Origin of the sequence: Paenibacillus vulneris, assembly GCF_039543185.1 — a bacterium.
Taxonomy (GTDB): domain Bacteria; phylum Bacillota; class Bacilli; order Paenibacillales; family NBRC-103111; genus Paenibacillus_S; species Paenibacillus_S vulneris.
The window spans coordinates 274,237-294,565 of record NZ_BAABJG010000014.1 but is presented as its reverse complement, the minus strand read 5'-3'; the positions used below and the strand labels follow the sequence as shown (position 1 = coordinate 294,565).

Here is a 20,329-nt window from a genome sequence, read left to right as displayed (position 1 = left end):
GGGACAGCAGAAATTAGCACACGTTATCTTTTTTGATGAAAATGACAAAGAAAGCGGGGAATATCGTATATGAAGAGGATGGTAAGCAGATTCACAGCCTCTCTCTTATGTTGTCTTTTGATTTTCACTACTTTACTCCCGATCTTACCTTACAGTGAACCCATCGCCCATGCAGATGAGTTATTCGTGAAGAAATTCGACTTCGGCACGGTGAACAGCCCGGTCATGGAAGGCTATGCTCAAGTTCATGACCAGATGATCTATACGCCGGAACGGGGATACGGACTTGTATCAGCCCAGGCATCCAGGAACCGGTCGGGCGGCAATGCGATGACCAACGATTTTGTGTTGGGCTCGGCCTTCACGTTCCTGGCGGACATCCCGAACGGCAGCTATAACGTAACCGTATATTCAGGAGACCTGCTCGCAGGCACCTCGCAGACGAAGACCAAAGTGGCTCTGGAGGGGGTAACGAAAGGAACGATAACTACCAAGACGGCGATCGCACAGGCAACCTACAACACCAAGGTTACTGACGGGCAGCTGACCGTGGATATCTCCACAGGCGCCACCGGGGGCTATGGTTATTTGAACGGTCTTGTCATTGAACAAGTACCCGAGACGCCACCATCCGCACCCCAAGCTTTAACCGTAACCGACATCAATGCAACAACCGGAGCAGCTTACGTATCCCTAAGCTGGAGCAGCGTAACCGATTCCGTCTACTACAACGTGTACCGGGCGGTGAACAGTGACACGAATTATGATTTTATCAAACAAGTAGCGGTGAATTCGTACACGGATACGGCCGTTTCTATCGGAAATGCCTATTCGTATCAAGTTACGGCTCTGAATGCAGTCGGTCTTGAGTCTGCGGCCAGCAGTCCGGTAACGGCGCAAGTAGGGCAAAAAGCTGCGATTCCTGCACCCCCGGCGAATATAATTGTAAGCGGTGTCAATGCGAACAGCGTGGTTGTACAATGGTCGCCATCGGATGGTGCAGCCAGCTACACGGTATTCCGTTCGGAAGCCGCAGCTGGACCCTTCACCGAGCTAGGCAAGGTAACTGCGGCTGCATTTACAGATTCTGCTGTCGATACCTCCATAGTTCATTACTACCAGGTTAAGGCCTCGAATACAGCAGGAGTTTCCGAGGCTTCCGGAGTGGCTGCAAGCACCGTATACATTGCTCCCGCCGAGCTTCCACAAGGCTTTCCGCTGAAAATCGACTTCGGACCCGGCCCTGTAGCTGACGGCTATTTCGGTATCACGGCTCCCGTGGCATATACGCCTCAGCTGAAATACGGCTTTGCCGATCCTGCTCTTGTCGGTTCCGGCAGCAGCAGCACGACAGATCCGTTGAAATCCGATTATTTGTCGCCTGCCGGCACGACCTTTAATGTCGACCTGCCGAACGGGGACTACGCCGTAACGGTCATCGCAGGGGATGCCAATGCCGCAACGGAAGTGGCTGTGTCCGTTGAAGGCATGACAGCGAATAAAATTGCCCTCACTCCGAAGGCTGCAGGCGAATATTTGGAGCAGACATTCGAAGTCGCGCTTGTTGACGGACAGCTGAATATCCTCTTTTCGGGATCTGCGCCCAAAATTAACGGTCTGGTCATTTCCAAACTGGCGGAGAGGGCAGCAGGCGAAACACCTACCGTGTATATCGCAGGGGATTCTACCGTACAAACCTACGATCCCTATTGGAAGCCTCAAGCGGGCTGGGGGCAGATGATCTCCCGTTACTTCACTCCCGACATTACCTTCAGCAACCAGTCCATTGGAGGCCGCAGCAGCAAAAGCTTCCTTCTGGAAGGGCGCCTGGATAACATCCTGCGGGCGTTGAAGCCCAACGATTACTTCCTGATCCAGTTCGGACATAATGATGCGACCGTGTCCATCCCGGAACGCTATGCTTCCCCCGAGGACTATAAAAATTACTTAAAAACATATATTACTGGCGCCAGGCAGCGCGGTGCCGTACCGATTCTGGTAACCCCTGTCGGACGGAGGGATTATAACTCGACAACGGGCAGCTTTAACGTCAGCTTTCCGGCGTACGTGAATGCCATGAAAGAGCTGGCTCAAGAAATGGACGTCCCGCTCGTCGATCTCAGCACATTAAGCCGGGCTTACTATGACACGATCGGTCCCATAGGCACGCTGGCCGTGTTCCTTCATGTTCCTGCCGGAGTCTATACAGCCTTCCCGAACGGAAGCTCGGACGATACGCACTTCCAGGAATACGGAGCCATCCAGATCGCACGTCTCCTATCAGGGGGAATAAAAGGTTTGAACATCCCGTTATCCGCCTACGTCACAGATGTTGAGCCGCCTGCAGAGCTTCCGGCGAAGCCGACGGGAGTTATGGCAAGCAGTATCAGCAATGCAGGCGCTGTCTTGACGTGGAATGCAGTAGAAGGTGCAGATATTTATAAAATTTATAGAAAGCTGGCCTCCGACAACGACTACGTCTTGGTAGGCTCGTCAACCGTTCCGACTCTAACGATTCAAGGGATGAGTGAAGGACAAACCTATCACGTTGTCGTGACAGCCGTGAACGGCAGAGGTGAATCCGAGAAATCAGACGTTGTTGTTATCGTCACGAAGCACGCTACGCTCTTGTTCGATTTCGGTTTGGCCGCTTCACCCGTTCAAGACGGTTATACGGGGGTAAATCTTTCTACTGTATACACGGCCGAAAGAGGCTACGGGATTAAGGACCCGACAGGAATGATCGGCCGCGACCGCGCTACCGGCACCGACCTTCTCCGCGACTGGCTTGGGTATTTCAATGTCGGATGGGAATTCATGGTCGACCTGCCGAACGGTCTTTATTCCGCTAAGCTGTATGTCGGCGACTATTTGGGAAGCGCCAGAACGAGCGTCGCCATCGAAGGAAAAGATTACGGAACCGTGTCGGCAGGCAATAAATCCGTTACCGAAAAGATCATTTCCCAGATCTCCGTTAATGACGGCCAAATGAACTTCAAATTCGGGGGTGCAACGGCGATAGTTAACGGTCTGGAGATTACTCCGATTCTGATGGCGCCAACGAATCTGAAGATCGATGCGAAGAACACAGATCCCGAGCAGCCTTCCGCTTCATTATCGTGGACGGGGGTTGAGGATGCGGCCCAATATAACGTTTACCGCAGAATTGCCGGATCGCCCAAGTTTCAGCTGCTAGGCAGCGCAGCGACAAGTGCTTATATCGATAGCACGGTTGATGTAGGGCTGGAGTACGAATATCAAGTGACGACGGTAGATGCGGCTTCCACGGAAACCGGTCCATCCGCTTCGCTCATCGTATCCATGATTGATCCGAATGTTCCAATACCGGCCGTACCGGGAAACCTTCAGACGGTGAACGTCAATAAGAACGACCTGACCTTTAGCTGGGACGCCGCGGCAGGTGCCAAAACTTATAACATTTACCGCGCGAAGTCGAGCGACAGCACCTTCGAGCTGATTGGTAAAGCCCAGCAGCCTAGCTACACCGATAAGACCGTGCTAACGACGATCCCCTACTATTACAAAGTAGCGGCTGTCAGTGCAGGCGGCATGTCCGGTCCATCCGAGGTGCTGGCAACACCGGCCGTTACCGTGCTGTACCGGCAAGCTGAATATCTCGATCGGGCGCTGGTAGCGGTTAAACAAGAACATGGAGTGTATGTAGGCTGGAAAATGCTCGGAACGGACCCGTCCGACATTGCTTTCAATCTATACCGAGACGGGGTCAAGGTTAATGCAGAACCGCTGACAGGAGCTACCAATCTGCTCGATGAAGCCGGCACGGATTCGTCTGTGTATCAGTTAAGGACGATGATCGGCGGTAAAGAGAAGGCTGCTTCCAAAGATGTGACCGTATGGCAGCACAATTATTTGTCCGTTCCGATCCAGAAGCCTGATGGAGGAGTGACAAAATCCGGAGAAGCCTATACTTATCGCGCGAACGACACCAGCGTCGGCGATCTGGATGGAGACGGGACTTATGAATTGATCGTAAAGTGGGATCCTACCAACTCCAAGGATAACTCGCAATCCGGATATACCGGCAATGTATATATGGATGCTTACAAGCTGGACGGCACGAGGCTATGGCGCATAGACCTCGGTCCTAACATCCGTGCGGGGGCTCACTATACCCAATTCCAGGTATATGACCTGGATGGCGACGGCAAGGCGGAGGTCGCTTTCAAAACGGCTGACGGTACAATCGACGGAACAGGTGCCGTTATAGGGGATCCTGCGGCGGATCACCGGAACAGCAGCGGCTATGTGCTCCAAGGACCGGAGTACTTAACGGTATTTGACGGCATGACAGGCAAAGCTGTCACAACAACGAGCTACGATCCGCCTCGCGGAGTCGTCGGCGACTGGGGAGATACGTACGGCAACCGGGTGGACCGTTTTCTGGCTGGAGTCGCTTACTTGGACGGCGAGCATCCAAGCTTAGTTGTCAGCAGGGGCTATTATACCAGAACCGTGATCGTCGCCTATGATTTCAAGAACGGTACGTTGAAGAAAAGATGGCGCTTCGACACCAATGACGAAGGAATCGGTGAAGCCTATACCGGGCAGGGTGATCACAACCTGTCGATCGGGGACGTGGACGGCGACGGCAAGGATGAGATCACTTTCGGAGCTATGGCTATCGACGATGACGGAACGCCGCTTTATAACACGGGACTTGGTCACGGGGACGCCCAGCATCTGGGAGATCTGGACCCATCGAGACCGGGCCTGGAGTTCTTTAATGTGCATGAACACACCAATTCCCCTTACGGCATGGAATTAAGGGACGCTCGAACGGGTGAAATCCTATGGGGCGTATGGACGGGAATCGATACCGGACGCGGCATGTCGGCGGATATCGACCCGAATTATTTGGGGGAAGAAATGTGGTCGGCAACGATTACCGATGCTCAGCATATCCCGCTTACAGGTCTATACAGTGCAAAAGGGGAGCTGATCAGCACAACCATTCCAAGCTCAACGAACTTCGGGATCTGGTGGGACGGCGACTTGAGCCGCGAGCTGTTAGACGATAACCACATTGACAAATGGGACTATGTCAACCATAAGACGAACCGTTTGTTTACGGCCGAAGGCGCTTTATCCAATAACAGCACCAAGGCTACGCCGAACCTGCAGGCGGACCTGTTTGGCGATTGGCGGGAAGAGGTGATCTGGAGAAATACGGACAGCACGGAGCTCCGCATCTATACGACAACCTCGGTGACCGATACGCGGCTTCGTACGCTCATGCATGATCCGATCTATCGCCTGGGAGTCGCATGGCAAAATACAGGGTATAACCAGCCGCCCCATACAAGCTTCTACCTGGGAACCGGCATGGAGGAGCCCTCTGCACCTCGTCTTGCCGTTGTGAATGAGCCTGTTTCTTCCGTTCCGCCGACAACCACTGACAATGCTCCCGCAGGCTGGGTCAATCATGACGTTACCGTAACCTTAACGGCTCAAGACAATGGCTCCGGCGTAGGCGGTACCTATTACACGGTGAATGGCGGCACAGAGCAAAAGGGCACATCCGTTACCTTATCTAATGAAGGAACGCATACGCTAACCTACTGGAGCGCAGACAACCTAGGCAGCGCTGAAGCACCTCATACCGTACTCGTTAGAATTGACAAAACGGCGCCGACCTTAAATCTCGTTTTGGATAAAACCGAGTTATGGCCGGCCAATCACAAAATGATCCCTGTGGAAGCATCGGTCAGTGCCGACGATAGCCTTTCGGGCGTTTCGACAGTCGTTCTAACCTCTATCACCAGCAGCGAGCCTGATAATGGATTAGGCGATGGGGATACGGCAGATGACATTCAAGATGCGCAGCCCGGCACATTGGACACGGAGTTCATGCTTCGTGCCGAGCGATCCGGCAAAGGAAACGGGCGTGTATATACCATCACTTATACGGCTGCTGACGCCGCCGGGAATACAGCTGTACAATCAGCAACGGTCACGGTACCTCACAACAAATAAAGGCCATCGGCATACCAAAGACGCTATACCCAGTCTCGATTCGAACCCGATGGATAAACGTCGCCGGCATAGGCTTAAGAAACCAGTGAACCTTAAGGTTTGCTGGTTTTTTTATATAGAAGATTCCTTTCCGCGAAAAAAACCATTTTGCGCTTCCGAATGTCACTCGAGAAAAATCACAACTTAAGCACTAGCCTTCAAGTGAAAAATGGTTCTGGATAGTTCCATATACATACAAAAAAGGGTCCTTCGTCATATTTCGACATTCATACTTCATAAATTATCTTGAATATGAATGATTTTCCAACGTATACCATATACATGTTCTGTGCTGCGGTAAAGGGCAAAAATGAAGGTAAATCAGGAATAGTGTGGAAATAAATCAGAGAACAATCCATTTACGCGAGGGAAATTATGGTGCAGTTAACGGAAGCTTACGTAGATAGTTTGGCGCTGAACAGCGCTGCCATTAAGAATGGGAAAGACTTGGTGAAAAAGAACAGCTTTCCATTATTGTGCAAATCAGAGGATCATAGCGTCCTATTCGGGGAATGCAAGGGAAGCGGGAAAGAGCCGTACCGCTGTTCTGTCGATTGGGCTAATGAGGGCAGTCCCGTATTCCGCTGCTCTTGTCCCAGCCGTCAATTTCCCTGCAAGCATAATCTGGGACTAATGTATGCTTACACAGCCGGCAACGCGTTCGAGATCGCTCCGATCCCCGCAGACCTTGCCGAGAAGCGGGAAAAGGCCGAAAAGCGGGAGGAGAAGAAGAGGGAAGCCGCCGCTTCGGGGACTCCCCCCACAAAGAAGAAGACGAATAAGGCGGCGCTTGTCAAAAAAATCGCAGCTCAATTAGAAGGCATTGCTATTGCGGAAAAGCTGGTGCTTCAGCTCGCACAGCAGGGGCTGGGCAGCTTGGACAAAAAAGCGCTCCAAACCGCGGATGAGCAGGCGAAGGAGCTGGGCAATTATTATATTCCGGGCATCCAGACCGCTATTCGCCAATTAACAGAGCAGCTCCGGTCGGCCAAAGAGAGTGAATCCGCCTATCCGCAAGCCATTGAACAGCTGACCATGCTGCATTCGCTGCTTCATAAAAGCAAGGCCTACCTAAATGACAGACTCGAAAACCCGGATCTGCCGGCGGATTCCGGTACGATACTGGAGGAACGGATCGGCCACGCTTGGCAAATGGCTGAGCTCAGGGAGCAGGGGCGCGTCCGCACTGATGTAGAGCTGCTGCAGCTGGCGTTTCGTTCCTATTCAGAGCCTTCGCGCGGTGAATATGTGGACGAGGGGTATTGGTTCGACCTGCATTCAGGCCAAATCCATATCACAAGAACGTATCGTCCTTTCCGGGCGACGAAGTATATCCGTGAAGAGGATTCGACTTTCCAAGTGGTAAGGGCCAAGGAATTGGCTGAGTACCCTGGGGAGCTTAACCAACGGGTCCGCTGGGAGGAAGCCGTTTTTCGCGAGGTCCAGTCACAAGATTATATCCGTGTCGTGGAGTCCGCCGAGCCATCCTTCAAGGATTTGGCGAAGCGGATAAAAAATCAGATCAAAAATCCCTTGTCTGATAAAAACCCGGTGGCCCTCATGCGTTTTAAGGAGCTGCATAAGACAGATACATCTTATGTTCTTATAGATTCTCAGGGCTCGCAGCTTCCTTTGGCCGACATCCCATATGTGAATGAGCCGACGACTCCTATGCTGCCGATTATTAACAGATCTTATGTTCGTAATCAGACGATGCTGGTCATGTTCGGGCATAACATGGAGCGGAACAGGCTGGAGGCGCAGCCTCTTAGTATTGTCACAGCGGACAATATCATCCGCTTGCTGTATTGATGAAATCATTAGGAGACGAATTATGAGTCTACATGTATTGTTTGAGCTGCAGAACGAAGTGCGGCGTTTGTTTATAGCGGGCAGCACCGTAGCGGCAGGAGACATGCGATTGCAGAAGCTGGCTTCCCAGCTGCAGCTGCAGGCCGAATCGGTTCCGGTTTTTGGGCGCTTGGCTCAGTCGGTCGATCAGGTGGTTACAGCCGATTCCGGTGAGGCCGCCCGAAAGCTGCTTGAGCTGGGAACGCTTCTCAGTGCCATCCTGCATACGCTCGGCAGAACAGAGTCTAAAGAGCCTTTAGCTCCTGTCACTGGTACCGACGCCAGTCTGCCGACCGCACTGCCTTATCGAAAGCTCTCTCCATTGATTCAAGCCTTGACGTCCAAAGGACAGGGGCGGCTGGAGCTATTGAAACAGGGCTGGGAGGAAGGGCTGTTTCAAGACCTGCGTTCCATAGCGCCTGCAGTCAGCGCGCTTGACGACAGCTACAGCGAAATTCCGGACTTTATTCAGCGCGTTGTCATTCCCGCTTACGGGCAAGAAGCGCTGCCTGTGCTGCTCCAGCAGTTCAAGCTGGACGGAGGCCGTGGCGATGCCCGCCGCCTGGAGCTAATTCATGAGCTGCTGCCCGGCGAGGACTTGGCTTTCTTAAGGCAGGCGGCTCACGAAGGATCGACGGAAGTACGTGCGGCTGCTATCGGTCTGTTAGGGGATTATCCGGAACAAATCGACTACATTCTGGCGCAAGCCGATGATAAGAAGAAGGAAATCCGGAGCGCAGCATTGTTCGCTCTGGCGAGGCTGGGTTCGGAACCGGCGGCAGAACGGCTCTACCATGCGCTCGTATCGAAGGATCGCGAGCTGGCGATCGAGCCGATCCGAAGGTGTCAATCCCATAGCTTGACGCTTAAAATTATCGCTCACGCGGAGCATGCACTAGAGCGTATCATCCAGCAGAGCAACGTGGAGGAAGCGGCTCAACAGCTGCTTGCCGATATCCGGAGTCTGGAAGGAAAGCAAACGACGGAAGTCGTACTTCTGCTGCAAAAGCTGCTGTCTGCGCCGGAGTTCATAAAGACAGAAACCGAAGCGGCCCAGGAGGCGGCAGCGGAGCTGCTGCTGGATATCGATCTGCCGGAAGCCTATCAGTTTGCGGTGAGCTTGCATAAAGCATTCCACGGGAAATTCATCGCTTACAGCTTTAAGGCAGCCTTGCGCATCCTTTCACCGGAAGACGTATATGAACAATTTCACAACGATCTTCGTAACAAAAAGCAATCCGCAGCCAAGACGCTGCTGCGTGCTTTCCAGGAAGAAACGCGCTGGTACCCGGGACGATTGGAGTACGAACCTTTTCAAGCAGAGGAAAGTATCGTCTGGGATCCTCGCTGGGTTCAGCTGTTCGTTGAGCTGGACGAAGCCGATCTGGTTTGCCGGTTGGTTCAGGAGCCCGATACGAACGTCATCAAGTACCTGACAGCCAAATGCGAGAAGCAGCCGCAATTTAACCGGGGGCAGACGTCCAACATGCTGTTGGTGCTGTTCGGCATGCAGGAGCCGCGGGCGCCGCAGCTGCTTACGGATATTTTGGAAAAGGGCGGCAATAAACAGTACTACTATTTGGACCGCGTGCAGTTGACCCTGCTCTCCATGCTGCCAAGAGAATATGCCGATCGCCTTAGACGGCACGCGGAGCAGCTGACTTATCCAAGCCTGAAGGAACAAATATTGGAAATAGCCGAGACCATAGCGGCAAAGCCGGATACAAACCAAATGCAGGATAACCAAGAGAAGGGACAGGGATTATGGGAATGGATCAGAAGCAAGATGTCGTAAGATTGCCTTCCGAGCGATTGTATGCGGAGGAGCTGGAGGTATTAAAGGATTTCGATCAGGATGCGAGACCTGCAGGCTGGCAGCTTTCTCCGAAAGCGGTGCTCACCTTTCTGACGGGCGGCGAAGTGAAGGGCGTTCCTATCACACCCAAATACATTGGGAATAAGCGTTTGGTCGAAATGGCCATCGCCACGCTGCTAACGGACCGCGCCCTGCTGCTGATAGGGGAACCGGGTACAGCGAAATCATGGTTATCGGAGAATTTGACTGCCGCGATCCATGGGGATTCCGGCAAAGTGATACAAGGAACGGCCGGCACCAGCGAGGAGCACATCCGCTATTCGTGGAATTACGCGATGCTGTTAGCCCAAGGCCCCTCCGAGCAGGCGATTATTAAAAGCCCCATTTTCCGGGCGATGGAGACAGGCGGCATTGCGCGGTTCGAAGAGATATCCCGTTGTGCATCGGAGGTCCAGGACGCTCTGATCTCGATTCTATCCGAGAAGACAATCTCCATTCCCGAGCTGGGACGCGAGGTGTCGGCAGCAAGAGGCTTCTCCGTCATTGCGACTGCCAATACGCGTGACCGGGGCGTGAACGAGATGTCGGCGGCACTGAAACGCCGCTTCAATATTATTGTGCTGCCCGCTCCGTCAGACATCGAGACGGAAGTAGAGATTGTGCGCAAGCGGGTAGGTGAAATCTCCGCAAGCTACGAGCTGCGCGCCTCGCTTCCGGAGGAAGAAGCGGTACGCAAGGTTGTGACGATATTCCGCGAGCTGCGCAGCGGCATGACGCTGGACGGCAAGGAGAAAGTCAAGGGGCCGAGCGGCGTCATATCGACGGCGGAAGCCATCTCCCTGCTAACGGGCAGCATGGCTCTCGCCGGCAGCTTCGGGAACGGGCACATCAGCGAAGAGGATATTGCCGCCGGCTTGCAGGGCGCTATTGTTAAGGATGAAGAAAAAGATCGTCTGGTATGGAAAGAGTATTTGGAAAATGTGATGAAAAAGCGGGGAGCGACATGGCGAAATCTGTACTACGCGTGCTCGGAGATGAACAACTGAGCCGCGATCAAGGGTTTCATGTATTCGGCATCAGACATTTATCTCCGGCCGGCGCCTATCACTTGCTTGCCTTTCTCGACGAAATTCAACCGACGGCCGTATTGATAGAGGGACCGGGGGATGCGACGGAGTTCATTGCCGAAATCACTTCGCAGGGCGTCGTTCCTCCTGTAGCGATTCTCGCCTATACGGACCAGCTTCCGGTACGGACCTTGCTGTACCCCTATGCGGAATACTCTCCCGAATACCAGGCTTTTCAATGGGCTAATCGTAACGGTGCCTTGGCGTCGTTCATCGATCTGCCGACGGCACAAAGTCTGGCATTGCACGAGACGAAGCGAAACGGGGGACTCACGGATCAAGAAGGCGCTGGTGACGAGGAGTATAACCAAAGAGACCGCTATCCGGAAGGCCCCGATGCCCTACAGACTTATTGGCAGCAGCAAAGAACGCTTTATGAGCGTGTAGCCGAGTTATCCGGAGAACCGGATTACGAGGCTTATTGGGAGCGTCATTTTGAGCATAGCTTGACGAAGGGTGCCTATCGTTCGGGAATACATCGGTTTTCCGAACAAATGAGGGAGCTGACGGAACAGCAGGAATGGCAGCTGGCTCCACAGGAAGCAGCGTACAATGAGATCCGTGAATCGTACATGCGGAGGAACATTCAGAAGGCTATTCTGGCAGGTCACGATCCGGAGCGGATCGTCGTCGTAACCGGTGCTCACCATGCTTCGGCTATGGATTTGCGCCTGCCTCTGATGACCGATGCGGAGCTCAAGGCGCTGCCCAAAGCAAAGACAAAGCTTACCTTAATGCCCTATTCCTATTACAAGCTGTCCACACATTCCGGATACGGTGCGGGCAATCAAGCCCCGGCCTATTTCGAGCTGTTCTGGAGATGCCTGCAGGCGGAGGATCTAGGCCGGCTGCCGTCGCTGTATTTCTCCGAGGTTGCCGCTCACTTGCGGGCTCACGGCACCTATCGCTCCACAGCCTCTCTGATTGAGGCTGTGCGGCTGGCAGAGGCGCTTGCAGCGCTTCATGACGGCAATCATCCTACATGGAGGGATCTGCAGGATGCGGCCGTCGTCTGCTTGGGCTATGGGGAGCTGTCTACCATCTCGGAGGCTTTGGCAAGGACCAATGTAGGAACGGCCATCGGGCAGCTGCCGGAGGGCGTCAGCCAGACTCCGGTTCAGGATGATTTAAACCGAGAGCTGAAGCGGCTCAAGCTGGAGAAGTACAGGACAACGGTTGCCGCTACGCTGGAGCTGGATCTGCGGGAAAATCGCAGAGTAAAGTCGGAGGAGGCCGCCTTCCTGGATCTGAACCGTTCCGTGCTGCTGCATCGGCTGCAGCTCCTTGGCATAGATTTTGCCAAGAAGCAGCGTGTTCAGCAGAACTCTGCAACGTGGGCGGAGAATTGGACGCTGCAATGGACTCCGGAGGCGGAGATTCAAGCGGTCGAGTCCACATTAAAGGGAGAGACGATCGAGCTGGCTGCGGCTTATGTGCTCAAGGAGCGGCTTGACGCGTGTACGGATATCGCCGAAGCCTCCAGGATCATCCGGGCGGCGTGCGAATGCGCCCTCATGCCGCTGATGGAGCAGGCAAAAGCTGCGCTGCAAGGTTTGGCAGTAGAGGCGGGAAGCTTCGAGCAGATTGCAGCTTCCGCCTACGAGCTGTCTGTGCTGATCGGCTACGGTTCCATTCGCCGGATCGAGACGTCAGCCCTCGTACCGCTGCTTGGACAGCTGTTCCTGCGCGGAACGCTTCTTTTGCTGAGCGCTGCTTCCTGCAATGATGATGCTGCCCGAGATGTGGCGGAAGCGATTCAGCTGATGCACGGCATAGCACAGGAGCATTACAACGATGTGGACGATGCGTTATGGCAGACCAAGCTTCAGGAGCTGGCTTCGCGTGATGACCGGAATGCGAAGCTGTCGGGATTTGCCTTTGCCATCCTGCTGGAGCAAAGCAAGCTTCAAGAGGAGCAAGTGGCCCAGGAAGTGTCGCGCCGTCTATCGCCGGGCATTCCTGTAGATCTCGGAGCCGGCTGGTTTGAGGGACTGTCCATGCGCAACCGATATGCGCTCCTTTCCCGGGCGGTCTTGTGGAAGCAGCTTGACTTATACATCAAGCAGCTGGACCAGCAAGCCTTCAAACGTTCCCTTGTGTTCCTCCGAAGGGCGTTCGGGGCCTTCGAGCCAAGGGAAAAAGCCGCCGTCGCAGAGATGATGGGCGATCTGTGGGGGTTGGATGCCAACGCAGTAGGCGCAACCTTGCAGCAGCCATTGAGCGAGGAAGAAAGGGAGATGCTGCATGAGCTTAATGATTATGATTTTGGAGATCTATAGCCTATGACAAACATGGAGACAATCGATCATGAGCAGCTAAAACGATGGCGTCTCATCCTGGGCGCCGAATCCGAAGAAAAGCTTCAGTCCTTCGGTTCGGGCGGCCGTCTGCTGGATGAGGAAACGGCGCTGATGGATGAAGCTCTCGCAGCCATATACGATGATACCTACAGCAATGAGAACGGAAACAGCGCGGGAAATCCGCGCAAGCAGGCAGGGCTTGGTCCCTCCGCCCCCAAACTGGCCAAATGGCTGGGGGATATCCGCACCTTTTTCCCGCCGGATATCGTTTCGGTCATTCAGGCGGATGCGATTGAACGCAAAGGCTTGAAGCAGCTGCTGTTCGAGCCTGAACTGCTGGCGCAAGTAAAACCGGACATTCAGATGGTCGCGACATTAATGGCACTCAAAGGCAAAATACCGGAGAGAACCAAGGAAACGGCAAGGCAGCTGGTCAAAGCTGTCGTGGAGGAAATTGTCCGCCGGCTTTCCGAAGATTTGCGCAGAGCCGTTACCGGAGCACTGAACCGAAGGCGGCATTCTCCTCTGCCTTCCGCCACGGGTCTGGATTGGAATACGACGATCCGTAAAAATTTGCGGCATTACGATCAGGAGCGCAAGCTGCTTATTCCGGAAAAGGTCTATTTCTTTGATCGTGCGCGGCGCAGCAAGGAATGGACCGTTATTCTGGATATTGATCAGAGCGGCTCCATGGCCGGGTCGGTCATTTACGCCTCGATAATCGGCTCCATCTTTGCAAGCATGCCCGCATTGGACACCCGCGTGGTTGCTTTTGATACGGAGGTCGTCGATTTAAGCGAGCAATGTGCGAATGACCCGGTCGATATGCTGTTCGGTATCCAGCTCGGGGGAGGCACGGACATCAACAAGTCTATTGCCTATTGTGAAGCCTTCATCACAGAGCCGAAAAAAACGATGTTCATTCTCGTCTCCGATCTTTATGAAGGCGGCAACCGATCCGAAATGATTCGCAGACTCGTCGATATGCACCAGGCTGGGGTTAAGACCCTATGCTTGCTGGCCTTGTCAGACGAAGGGGCTCCCTCTTATGACGATGCAGTGGCGAAGAAGTTAGCCCAATACGGTATTCCTTGCTTCGGCTGCTCGCCGGAGAAGCTGCCCGAGCTGATTGAAGGGGCTCTGAAAGGACTCGATCTTACAGCCATTGTAGATCGCGTTAAGCAAGGATAAGATTCATGATAAACACCTCGGGATGACCGGGGTGTTTTTGACATCTTCCATACTCGCAGAACACTTATAAAACCTGAGCATAGGACCAAATCATGTGAGTTTTAACTATATTTTCCCGTTTCCCTTTGTGATACATTGAGTCCGACGGAGGTGATGAAGCGTTACCAAACATATGAACCTGTTTTAGAATTGAAATGAACAAAGGACGGTGAGTTTATGAAGCTTGCAAAAAGAAGTTGGGCTGCTGTGTTTCTGATTATGGGTCTCCTTATAACTATGATTCCTGTGACGGGGATGGCGGCGGACGCCAAATTCAGCATCCCCGCTTCGGCAGTAAGCGCTAGCGCAGATGACGGCAATGTCCCGGGGAATACGGTTGACGGGGATTTGAACACACGCTGGTCGGCAAGCGGTGATGGCCAATGGATTCAATTTGACTTGGGCTCCAACAAAAAAGCAGCTTATATCAAAATTGCATTTTTGAATGGCAGCACGCGGACTTCCACGTTTGATATCCAAACGTCTACAAACAATTCAAGCTTTACAACCGTTAAAGCCAATGTTACGAGTGCGTTGGCCGACGGCTTGCAGACGTTTGATTTCCCCGATGTCGATCCGGTTCGTTATGTGCGCATCGTCGGTCACGGGAACTCCCTGAATGCCTGGAACAGCTACACGGAGGTAGAGATTTACGGGGATTCCTCTTCCGCAGGCAGCGGGACTGTAGTGAATGTTACGAATGCAGCTGAACTGAACGCGGCCATTACCGCTGCAAAAGCAGGGACCACGATTGTACTGGCCAACGGAACTTACACGGGTCCTTTTTCAATCAGCAGTAAGAATGGGACCGCATCAAGCCCTATTGTAATCAAAGCGGCGAACCAAGGGCAGGCCGTTATCGCTGGCACTGGAGGCTTCAAGCTAAGCGGTTCGTCCTACATGACGATAGAAGGAATGAAGTTTACCAATTCGGGAACCGCCATTTCGTTGTCCGCTTCCAGTAATGTCCGTATCACGCGCAATAAGCTGGCTCTTGCCGACAATACCTCGGCAACCAAGTGGATCGTGCTGAACGGTTCGGGCAGCAATAATAACCGTATCGATCATAATGAATTCGGTCCAAGACATGATCTCGGCCAAATGATTTCAATCGACGGAGTGAACGGTCAGGTAGCCCAATACAACACGATTGAGTACAACTATTTCCATGATGCGGACCCGCAGACGGAGAATGGCGGCGAAACAATCCGCGTAGGCTTATCCGGCTTGTCCATGTCGGACGGGTTCAATACGATTCAATACAATTTATTCGTCAGCCTGGACAGCGATCCGGAAGTCATCTCGGTGAAGAGCAAAAACAACACGGTACGTTATAATACATTCCGTAATAACAAAGCTCAGGTTACCGCAAGGCATGGGCATAATGACAGCTTCTACGGGAACTTTTTCTTCGGCGATGGGGTTAAGGCGGGAGTAGGCGGTTTTCGAATATATGGCAATGATCACAAAATCTATAACAACTATTTCGAGAAGCTGACTCAAGCAGCCATCAATATCGACGGCGGAGATTTCGATGCGGGACCGAACGGCGACAATTATACGAGCACGGATTTAACCAAGCACTGGAGAGCGTATCGCGTCCAAGTAACCAATAACACTGTCGTGGATAGCAAAGCCAGCAGCATTGCCGTCGGTTTAAGCTATACGTACGCCCCTGTGGACAGCCGAATTGCCAACAATATAGCTAAGGGTTCGGCAGGCCCGCTTTATAATGAAGCCAAAACCTCGAACACGGTATTCGAAGGCAATATCGGTTATGGCGCTTCGTTGGATAATGTGTCCAGAACGTCATCCGAAATCAAAAATATCGATCCTCTGCTCGCCGTATCAGGAGGTCTGCAAAAGCTGACATCCGCAAGTCCCGCCATCAATGCGGCCGTCGGCTCCTATCCTTACGTTACCGACGATATGGATGGGCAGACGCGGTCGGTCAACGATATCGGGGCGGACGAATATTCGACCTCGAGCGTTGTAAGAAAGCCATTAACCACGGCAGACGTAGGGCCTGCAGCACCTTAATAAGAATGAAGTAAATAGGTAAAGCTGTCTCATTGTTCATCAGTAGATGGATGAGACAGCTTTATTATTTTTTTACGGCTTTGCCAATTCATTTGGTGACAAATAGACCCTAACCATCCCCTTTTCACAAAATCGTCTTGACAACGAGGGCCTCTTGCATCATATATATTGTTATATACTGGGAATCGCTTCCTCCGATACATCAGGCTTTTACATAAGAACAGGGCTCGCAATACGATATGGTAAAGATTAGCGTAATTTATCTGGTAAGGGAGAATGCATGATGAGCTTAAGCCGTTTTATCGGGGTGATTACCCCTTATTTGGATGGAAGCTTATACGGAGGATTTTTATACGAACTAAATCGGATCGTCATCGAACGCGGGTATAGACTTCTCGTAATGAAAACTCCAAAAACGAATAGTGATTACTCCATCCCGTTGGCTACTGTACATGCGGCCGCATGGATTGTTTTCGATTACAGCTTGAACGAGAACATTGTCAATGAGCTTAAACGGCTGAACCGGCCGATTGTAGGAATCAATCACCATTCCGTGCATTATCCCAGCATCCATTTTGCCAATGAGGAAGGGATGGAGCTTGCCGTAGAGCATCTGTTTCAGCATGGGCATCGTCGGATCGCTTTTGTCGGCAATATGATGAACCTGTCCACCAAAAAACGATACTCAGGCTATGTAAACGCTTCCGAACGGCTCGGAATTCCGTTGGATCCCAACCTGCTGGTCGTCATTGGAAACGATGCTCAATCGGGAGGGTACCATGTGGCCGATATGATTGTAAATGGAGAGCTTGATTGTACGGCTGTCGTTTCCAATAATGATATAACGGCTATAGCTATAATCGATAGGCTCAAAAAGGAAGGCTACCGAATCCCCGAGGATATTGCGGTGATGGGATATGACTATAATCCCTTGGCGGAGCATACGGACCCTGCCGTTTCTACCGTCAAGCCGCCGCTGGCGGATACGGCGAAACACTCTATGGATCTGCTGGAAGAGGGGATGGTAACGGGATTGATGCAGACAGAGCATATCCGTATGCAGATGACCCTTCTCCCGAGAGGATCGTGCGGCTGCAGTCATGAGAATGCGAACGGGCTCGGAAATCAAGGAAAGCTGTTTCACTCCTATCAGCTATTGAACCAAAGCATGTCCGCCAACCGGACTATCCATTACTTATCTTATCGGGATGCTACGAAGCTGAACAACTTGTCATGGATGCACTCTTTACAATGCATATGGGGATGCTACGGCCAGTGGTTCAATGAGCCTTCGGAGCGCGGAAGAATGTATGTTAAGCACTATTATACGAAGGACGATATAGCTGTTCCGACAGATGAAATTGTGTGCTCTCCAATGGAATTTCCTCCGCTTCATTGCATACCTAAGGAATTGCTCGATGATCCCGGTAATATCATATCGATCCATCCGGTAATTCCTAATGAACGGGATTGGGGAGTTATGGCTATGCTCCATCCGATTGATGAAAGCTGGTCTTATTTCAAAAGCGATACGATCACCTATTCGATGCACCGACTGGCAACCGCATGGGAAAAAGAAGACCTTCTCGCTCAGCTTCGCAAAACGAACCATATGCTGGAGGCCGTCTCCAAGGCAGCCATGGACGCTATCTTCGAATGGTCCGTAGAGGAAAAGCGGTTCTTATGGTCCGAACGCGTAAATGAATTTTTTCAACGTCCGCCGGTGACCGATGCGGATTTACTGTCCCTCGTTCACCCGGAGGATAGAGCGGCTGTACAAGCCGCATTGTTCGACCAAGCTCAGATGGAACAGCCGATTCGGTTGGAATACCGGATAAAGCAGCCCGACGGCAATTACTTATGGGTGGAGTGCAACGGGCAAATCATCCGGGAATTGGAGGAGCAGAGAGTTCGTCTGATAGGCTCCATAAGGGATATCAGCGAAAGAAAGGGCGCGGAGGAGCTGTTGAGGAGATCCGAGAAGCTGTCCGTGATCGGTCAGCTTGCAGCCGGCGTCGCTCATGAAATCAGAAATCCCCTGACTTGCTTGAAGGGCTTCACGCAGCTGTTGAAGACAAGGTATCAGGAGAAAAACATTCCTTATATTGACATTATGGAAAGTGAATTGGACCGGATTAACTTTATCGTTACCGAGTTTATGTCGCTTGCCAAACCACACCTAAGCCATTTCAGTCTCAAAGATATTGCGCACATTATCACCAGCGTTGTATCTATTCTGGAGACTCAGGCGATTCTTACAGGAGTGCAGATCATAACCCGATTCGAGTCGGAACTTCCTCCCATCTTATGCGAGGAAAATCAGTTAAAGCAGCTTTTTGTAAATCTGCTGAAAAATGCGATTGAGGCTATGCCTAAGGGCGGTAATGTGTACGTAGACGTTGCCTTGGGCAATGCAAATGCACTGCGTGTGCAGGTCAAGGATGAAGGTCACGGTATCTCGTCCGAGATTATACAAAAGGTAGGCGAGCCGTTTTTTACGACCAAGGAAAAGGGTACAGGACTGGGACTAATGATCTCCCACCGAATCGTAGAAGCCCACGGGGGTACGATGAATATAGGAAGCAGCAGTGAGGGGACGGTTGTAGAAATCATGCTGCCGCTCTATATGTCTTCGCCAAATGCTGAAGCTTCATCTTCGGGGTTCGTATATCAATAGCATGGGATCTTTCGAGACAGCGGAAAAACTTTTAAGGTTCATGTAAGCATTAGATTAACATGGTGAAAGGTTGAGCGGATATACTACACAGGAGATTGAAATAAGGGAGTAGTTACCTGTGAACACTGTGAATCCATCCATCACTCAACAAGAAAGGATCGCCGCCTTAGATATGATCCGCGGTCTGGCTTTGTTTGGCATTTTGTTTATCAACGCCGGGGCATATAAAGTTATAGTTGAAGGGGCCCCAATGCCTGATTATACCGGTCTTAATGGTATAATTAGTTCCCTGATTGATATTTTTGTAGAAAAAAAGTTTTTTTCCATGTTTTCTTTTTTATTCGGCGCAGGCTTTTATATTTTCGCTTCCCGTGCCGAAAGCCGCGGGGATAAGCCTCGTTTGCGTTTTGCCAGACGTCTGCTGGCACTCTTGCTTCTTGGCATCATTCATTTTTTGTTTTTTTGGGGCTCTATCCTTGCTGTTTATGCCGTTATCGGCTTTCTTCTGATCCCATTTTATCGGGTCAAAGCTTCAACTACAGCCAGATGGCTTGGCGCGTTAATCTTTATTCATATCATTTCCCTCTTGCTAGACATTTTTTCGCCCGAAATAAGAGGATTCTCGCAAGTGACTGCATTTGCCGGGAATGATGCCGCAGCCATTTTCATAATGTTTCTATCAGGCTTTCTGGCAGCAAAAGCAGGATGGATTAGCCGTCCAAAAGATTTCTCAAAGCAAATGCGAACCGTCCGGCTGGTCTCACTGCCATGCTTTATCGGAATCTCCATCTGGACATGGTACGCGTCACAAGGGCATGACCCGCATATGGACAATATCATAGCTTTAGGCGCCATACCGGCAGCGTACTTTTACTTAGCGAGCTTATTTCAGCTGTTACAGCATGATAGGATCGCGAAATATTTTCGGCCTATTGCCCGTGTGGGTCAAATGGCATTGACGAATTATTGGGCTCAAAGCTTTATAGGATTAGCGATCATCTCTCTCATGAATCTAGAGACGGTATCTCCCGTTCATATTGTTATCATTTCGGTACTAACGTTTACGATTCAAATCTTGTATAGCATGGTTTGGTTTCAATTTTTTCCGATGGGACCGTTGGAGAAAGTATGGCGGTTTATGACCTATGGCAGGAAGCCGCTTCATAGAGGACATCATAACGAAGCGGTATCATAGCAGAAGAACCCCTTTATAAGGTAGCCTTCATCAATTTTT

The 20,329-nt window shown here is 51.8% G+C and carries 9 protein-coding genes; all 9 read left to right on the top strand.

The annotated features are described in order from the left end of the window. The first annotated feature begins 69 nt into the window (after positions 1-69). The 9 genes from ABEA66_RS13475 to ABEA66_RS13435 all read left to right on the top strand — a co-directional run bounded on the left by ABEA66_RS13475 (position 70) and on the right by ABEA66_RS13435 (position 20,290). Positions 70-6,015, top strand: coding sequence for a rhamnogalacturonan lyase family protein (locus ABEA66_RS13475; RefSeq protein ID WP_345587929.1), 5,946 nt, complete (start codon positions 70-72; stop codon positions 6,013-6,015). A gap of 414 nt (positions 6,016-6,429) precedes the next feature. Further along, the gene (locus ABEA66_RS13470) at positions 6,430-7,866 is read left to right on the top strand and encodes an SWIM zinc finger family protein (protein WP_345587928.1); all 1,437 of its coding nucleotides are present in this window, start codon (positions 6,430-6,432) and stop codon (positions 7,864-7,866) included. A 22-nt stretch (positions 7,867-7,888) separates the two neighbouring features. After that, positions 7,889-9,700 (top strand): HEAT repeat domain-containing protein, encoded by a 1,812-nt coding sequence (locus tag ABEA66_RS13465; protein ID WP_345587927.1) that lies wholly within the window; start codon positions 7,889-7,891, stop codon positions 9,698-9,700. Further along, positions 9,676-10,767 (top strand): AAA family ATPase, encoded by a 1,092-nt coding sequence (locus ABEA66_RS13460; protein WP_345587926.1) that lies wholly within the window; start codon positions 9,676-9,678, stop codon positions 10,765-10,767. The genes ABEA66_RS13465 and ABEA66_RS13460 overlap by 25 nt, the downstream gene beginning before the upstream one ends. Beyond that, positions 10,725-13,127, top strand: a complete 2,403-nt coding sequence (locus ABEA66_RS13455; RefSeq protein WP_345587925.1) for a DUF5682 family protein — start codon at positions 10,725-10,727, stop codon at positions 13,125-13,127. The genes ABEA66_RS13460 and ABEA66_RS13455 overlap by 43 nt, the downstream gene beginning before the upstream one ends. Before the next feature lie 3 nt (positions 13,128-13,130). After that, positions 13,131-14,339: a VWA domain-containing protein gene (locus tag ABEA66_RS13450; RefSeq protein WP_345587924.1), complete on the top strand. Its 1,209-nt coding sequence runs from the start codon at positions 13,131-13,133 to the stop codon at positions 14,337-14,339. Between the two features lie 216 nt (positions 14,340-14,555). Further along, the gene (locus ABEA66_RS13445; RefSeq protein ID WP_345587923.1) at positions 14,556-16,418 is read left to right on the top strand and encodes a chondroitinase-B domain-containing protein; all 1,863 of its coding nucleotides are present in this window, start codon (positions 14,556-14,558) and stop codon (positions 16,416-16,418) included. A gap of 280 nt (positions 16,419-16,698) precedes the next feature. Beyond that, positions 16,699-19,095: a substrate-binding domain-containing protein gene (locus ABEA66_RS13440; RefSeq protein ID WP_345587922.1), complete on the top strand. Its 2,397-nt coding sequence runs from the start codon at positions 16,699-16,701 to the stop codon at positions 19,093-19,095. A 118-nt stretch (positions 19,096-19,213) separates the two neighbouring features. Continuing rightward, a complete protein-coding gene (locus ABEA66_RS13435; RefSeq protein WP_345587921.1) occupies positions 19,214-20,290 on the top strand; it encodes a DUF418 domain-containing protein in 1,077 nt (358 codons plus the stop codon). The last annotated feature ends 39 nt before the right edge of the window (positions 20,291-20,329 follow it).